6 protein-coding genes and 1 pseudogene are annotated in these 4,857 nt (G+C 58.1%); 3 read left to right on the top strand and 4 right to left on the bottom strand.

The window, feature by feature from the left end:
* On the bottom strand, positions 1-228 hold a 228-nt coding region (locus VB777_RS08235; RefSeq protein ID WP_323248247.1), incomplete at its 3' end, for a hypothetical protein.
* A 195-nt stretch (positions 229-423) separates the two neighbouring features.
* Between VB777_RS08235 and VB777_RS08230 the strand changes: the two genes are divergently transcribed.
* On the top strand, positions 424-918 hold the full coding sequence (locus tag VB777_RS08230) for a hypothetical protein (protein ID WP_322758130.1): 495 nt from the start codon (positions 424-426) through the stop codon (positions 916-918).
* A gap of 70 nt (positions 919-988) precedes the next feature.
* Positions 989-2,149, top strand: coding sequence for a glutaredoxin family protein (locus VB777_RS08225; protein WP_323248245.1), 1,161 nt, complete (start codon positions 989-991; stop codon positions 2,147-2,149).
* A 70-nt stretch (positions 2,150-2,219) separates the two neighbouring features.
* Here the strand turns inward: VB777_RS08225 and VB777_RS08220 are convergent, their stop codons facing one another.
* Positions 2,220-2,498: a DUF427 domain-containing protein gene (locus VB777_RS08220; protein WP_197158292.1), complete on the bottom strand. Its 279-nt coding sequence runs from the start codon at positions 2,496-2,498 to the stop codon at positions 2,220-2,222.
* A gap of 320 nt (positions 2,499-2,818) precedes the next feature.
* Positions 2,819-3,751 carry a phytanoyl-CoA dioxygenase family protein gene (locus tag VB777_RS08215; RefSeq protein WP_323248243.1) on the bottom strand — a complete coding sequence of 311 codons (933 nt, stop codon included), beginning with the start codon at positions 3,749-3,751 and terminating at the stop codon, positions 2,819-2,821.
* A gap of 628 nt (positions 3,752-4,379) precedes the next feature.
* Between VB777_RS08215 and VB777_RS08210 the strand changes: the two genes are divergently transcribed.
* Positions 4,380-4,739, top strand: a complete 360-nt coding sequence (locus VB777_RS08210; protein ID WP_323248241.1) for a hypothetical protein — start codon at positions 4,380-4,382, stop codon at positions 4,737-4,739.
* On the opposite strand, the pseudogene VB777_RS08205 reads toward VB777_RS08210, so the two are convergent.
* Positions 4,736-4,857: pseudogene (locus VB777_RS08205) on the bottom strand (IS1595 family transposase); the annotation flags it as partial. The gene VB777_RS08210 and the pseudogene VB777_RS08205 sit on opposite strands and share 4 nt — an antisense overlap.

Below are 4,857 nucleotides of genomic sequence, written 5' to 3'. Positions count from 1 at the left end.
CGGCACCCGCCGCCAACCCGCCGCCTCCAGCCGCTGGGCGGCGCCGGGGTAGGACTGGCCGGCCTGCAGGGGAAAGCTCAGGTCGCGGCCGGTGATCGGCGTTGACCACAGCGTCGCCAGCAGCAGCACCCCAACCAGGCTCGCGCCAAGCCGGATCAGGGAAACCCGGCTCCGCCCCAGGCGGCCTGCGAGCAGCCAGTTCTGTCGCGTCCAGCGGGAGTGGGGCATCGCGAACGCAGTGGCAGGCCTCACGGGTTTCAACCATGCCAATGCCGGAAGCTCAGCACCGCTGCCGCCACGGTGCCCTGATCCCGCCGTAGCGTTCATCAAGGGTGGCACTGTCGGCTGCGATCCATTGCCCATGATCCCTAACCCCTGATCTGTGGCCTGGGCCCTCCAGCCAATCCTGCGTGTGATCCAGCCATGTCCGCTCCCGATGCCCTCACCAGCAACCTGTTCAACTCCATCCTCTGGAGCTGGAATTATGTGGGCATCGACAGCGACACTGGCCGGACGATCCGGGCGAGCGGCCAGTTCCTGAGCGACATTGATCCCGACTCCGAAGACTTCTACCCCATCCAGCGGATCCAGGGCAGTCGCAACCGCGTCCGGATTGATGGACTGTGGCCGGCGGGGAAGGCCATTCCCGGCAACATCGATCCGATCACCGGCGAGCCCTACAACGGCGACAACCGGATCCGGCAGAACGATGACGACAGGGAGAGGGCGCAACTCACCAGTGCCGGATTTCAATTTTCTCTGCGTGATGGCACGTTCGCGAACGTGTTCTTCGCCGGCTTCCTGGAGCCGCCCATCACCCTGGAATTTTTCTCCGCACCGCCCTACCCGATCGGTCCGGTCGCTCCGAACAGCGAAGACCCCGTGATCTTCCGGGCCACGCCACTGTTCGGCTTCTGAGCGAAGAGCCCTGCGATGGCCTTTCGGCTGAGCATGGCCTATCACCAGACCATGGCCTTTCGTCTGAACCATGGCCCTGCGTCTGAAACGGCAACTGCAGCTCTGGCTGCTGGGGCTGCTCGGCCTGCTGCTGGCCATGGGCAGCCTCACGGGCCCTGCGTTGTCCCTGGACAGGAGCTCGGCACCTTCCAGCAATGGGAGCCCGGAACTGCAGGTCTTCGTTCGGCCCGGCTGCCCCCACTGCGCCCAGGCCAAGGCCTTTCTGCCGGCCCTGCAGCGGCAGCGCCCGGAGCTGGTGGTGCGGATCCGATCGATCGACACCGATCCGGCGGCGCTCGCCGATCTGACCCGGTACTCCCAGCAGGCGGGGGTCCAGACGCCGGGGGTTCCCACCTTTGTGATCGACGGCCAGGTGCTGGTGGGGTTCGACAGCCCGCAAGGCCGTGGCCAGGAGCTGCTGGCCCTGGTGAGCCGCGACCAGCCCAGGCTGGAACCCCTGCGGCTGGGCCCCTTCGGGGAGCTGGATGTGGGCCGGCTGGGGCTGCCGCTGTTCACCCTCGCCATGGGCCTGCTGGATGGCTTCAACCCCTGCGCCATGTGGGTGCTGCTGTTCCTGCTCTCCCTGCTGGTGCACTGGCACGACCGGCGCCGCATGGCCCTGGTGGCCGGCACCTTCGTGCTGGTGAGCGGCGCGGTGTATTTCGCCTTCATGGCTGCCTGGCTGAATGTGTTCCTGCTGCTGGGCTGGAGTACCTGGCTACGGCTGACGCTGGCGGGGCTGGCCTTGGTGGTGGGGATGGTGAACCTGCTGGAAATCCGGCGCGAGGGTCCGAACTTCAGCCTGTCGATTCCGGCATCGGCCAAACCGGGGATCTACGCCCGCATGCGCGGAGTGATCCAGCGCCAGACCCTGCTGCCGGCCCTGGCGGCGGTCGCGGCGCTGGCGGTGGTCGTGAACCTGGTGGAACTGCTCTGCACCGCCGGGCTTCCGGCGCTCTACACCGCCGTGCTCGCCCAGCAGAACCTTCCCGCCGCAGCCCACTACGGCTATCTGGGGCTCTACATCCTGGGCTACATCGCCGACGACAGCCTCATGGTGGGGCTGGCCGTCGTGGCCCTGAGCAGCAACAAACTCACCGAACGAACCGGCCGGCTGCTCAAGCTGATCAGCGGAGTTGTGATGGTGGCCCTGGCCCTGGTGTTGCTGCTGAGACCAGGCTGGCTGTTGTGACCAAGCACCAACTCGCCTGCCTCGCGATGCGGTGCTTCCCACGTGAAGGGATCTGGTGTCGCCTAGCTCCTCAGCTCACCGATACGCCCTTCCAGAACGCAACCCGGCCACGGATTTCAGCGGCGGCACTCTTGGGGTCGGGATAAAACCAGGCGGCGTTCGCATTCACCTGGTCGCCGACCACCACATCGTAGTAATGCGCTTCTCCCTTCCAACCACAGATGCTGCGGTGCGAAGAGGGACGGAAATGGACAGCATTCAGCGACTCAGCCGGGAAGTAGGCATTGCCCTCCAACTTGACGATGTCGTCACTACTGGCGATGACGGCATCATTCCAACGGGCTTCCATGGCGAGAGAGCAAGGGATCATCATCCTGCAGCTTAATCACCTCAGCGTCCCCGATTCCAGGAAAAGACGCAGAACAAGCAGGCTGCGATCGCGTGCCCTGCCTTGACAGCTGAAGCCTCCAGGAGGCTCACAGGCTCAGATCTCCAGAATCGGTCAGCCACGGCAAGCAGCCGCTCAAAAAATACCGCACACATCATGACCAGCAGTTCAGGATTGGATGCTTCAACCCAGGGGAGGCACAAGTCAAGTGCCCGGCCCGCTTGAACCTGACGCTGTGCACTCCAGAGCTATGAATGCAAAGCCCGAAACCGGAAGGTCAACTACCATGGAAGCTTCAGGAAGGACCTCAAATCAAAGGCGGCCTTTCCCTTGGCGACTCCCGAGGCCAGCACTGCAGGATTGTTTTGCCGAAATTCGCCATCCAACGCATAGTCAGCATAAACCAAACCATGCCTTTCCTTGAATCTCAACGAAAAGTCTTCCCGCAGATTGCCAAAGCCGAAGCCATCCGGAACAAAGTGTGCTGCTATTGAACGCCTTCTAAGGCTGCGGTCTGGCCCCGGCGTTGATCCATGAATAATTCGCGAACCCCAAAAGAAAATATCTCCTTTCTTAAGAGGAGGGGCATAAATCTGTGGATCCTGCGACTCTAGGTAAGTGCGAATTTCAGCCAGAAAGCCATCGTACATGGCATGATGTTGCCGGTCAAGATAGCCACTCCGAGGAGCCATAAGATGAGTACCTGGGTAGACATAAAATCTGATTCCTTCAAGGTGCGTATCCTCAAGCGCAACCCAAGCAGCTATCAGGTGACCGTTAGGCCGGGAATCAAGATAAATCCAGTCTTGATGAGGGGGAGTGGTAGCGTGATCAAAAAGCATAGTCTGAAAAAGCTTGAAGATATTGTTCTTGCCACTAATTTGAGACAATGATTTCTGAACGCTCGAAGAGCCCAGAAGAGAAAGAATTGCACTAGAAAGCATACCATTATCGCCCTCTTCATAACTGTGGCAATTCAACAGACAATTAGCAACTCCCCCGACTCCGGTCTTGGCATGCCGCTCCCAAAGGCCCGATTGCCGCAGATAATTACTATCCGAATCAACCACGATGTCATTATAGATATTAAACACTTGATCAATTTTATCCGGATCAGTGGCTCCTCTGCAGATAATATAATTTTGCTCTTGAAAATATTCTAGCGGGTCATCAATATCATCTCCCAGGTGACCATAATACTTGAGCTTACTCATTTCTTTGGCCAGAGATCCTGATCAATACAGGATACTGTTATCAGTGCCCATACGTCAAAATCACCAGGTCTGCTTCAGAGTCGTTCGCTCAGGCCGGCTGGCGCCTGCCTGATCCAAGCCAGCGCATCGACAATGCAGAGAAGCCTCTGACGAAGCAGATGGAAGGTGGATATTCTGAGCAAACGCAATCATTGAAGGATGTGCGAACGTCAACCACTGAAAACTATCTCTGACACAGACTTTGCCACCAGACATCAAAACGCACATCAACATCACAGGGAGAACGTCTCCACCCTTCACCTTCAAGACATGGAGGGTCGCTGAATCAGCTGGAGAGCTGCCGTCAACAACCCAACGCCCTGTCAGCCTCGCTTCCTGCCACGGGGTTCTTCGTTTCAAGCAAGGCGCGAGGGGGTTGCGCCTCCTTTGATTCCTCAAACCCTTGAGCGAGTACTGACAACGATTCAGAGCCGTAGTGGCCGAGTTGATTCATCCGAGTTTGAAGCGTCAGGATGAGTTGTCCAATCAGTACGCCTGGAGACACGCACGGGCGCCACGAAAAGAGCAAGGGTAAAAACCCATAAGTATGGCCTCCTGTCTCCGGTCCAATCAATCACAAGTTTCGACCATGCAAAGCCTCAAGGCCTTGCCTCCCCTGCATGATTCCTGTGAAATCGGAATCAGCCAAGAGATAGAATCTCAACAAGTTGTTTCCGTGACCGCCATGGAGCCCAGCTGCCATCCTGGCCTTAAGTTTACACCAAGGTGGAATGATCCTGAATTCCAGTGGAGAAAAGAAGCCAATCAATACTACAATGATCAATGGATCAATCGATACAATTTTCATCGAGACGAAAGAGACTTGGCAAGACTGAACATCGAGGGAATGGATGTCAGTGATTCGCAGCATTTTCAGATCGGATGGTTACGAAATATCGACAGGCTGATAGACATGACACCACCTAAATTCAATCCCTCTCTTGATTAGGTAGCAAGCTCCGCTTTCCTGAGGTGACGCTCGGGACGTGCGGTGCAGATACAGACGGCATGAACCACCCGGTCCGTCATCGCCGAAAGATTGAAGCGCCGGTTGAAGCGGTAAGTGA

This window comes from Synechococcus sp. CCY9202 (assembly GCF_034931685.1).
Taxonomy (GTDB): Bacteria; Cyanobacteriota; Cyanobacteriia; order PCC-6307; family Cyanobiaceae; genus CBW1002.
The sequence above is the reverse complement of the archived record's forward strand: the minus strand, read 5'-3'. Positions and strand labels throughout refer to the sequence as shown.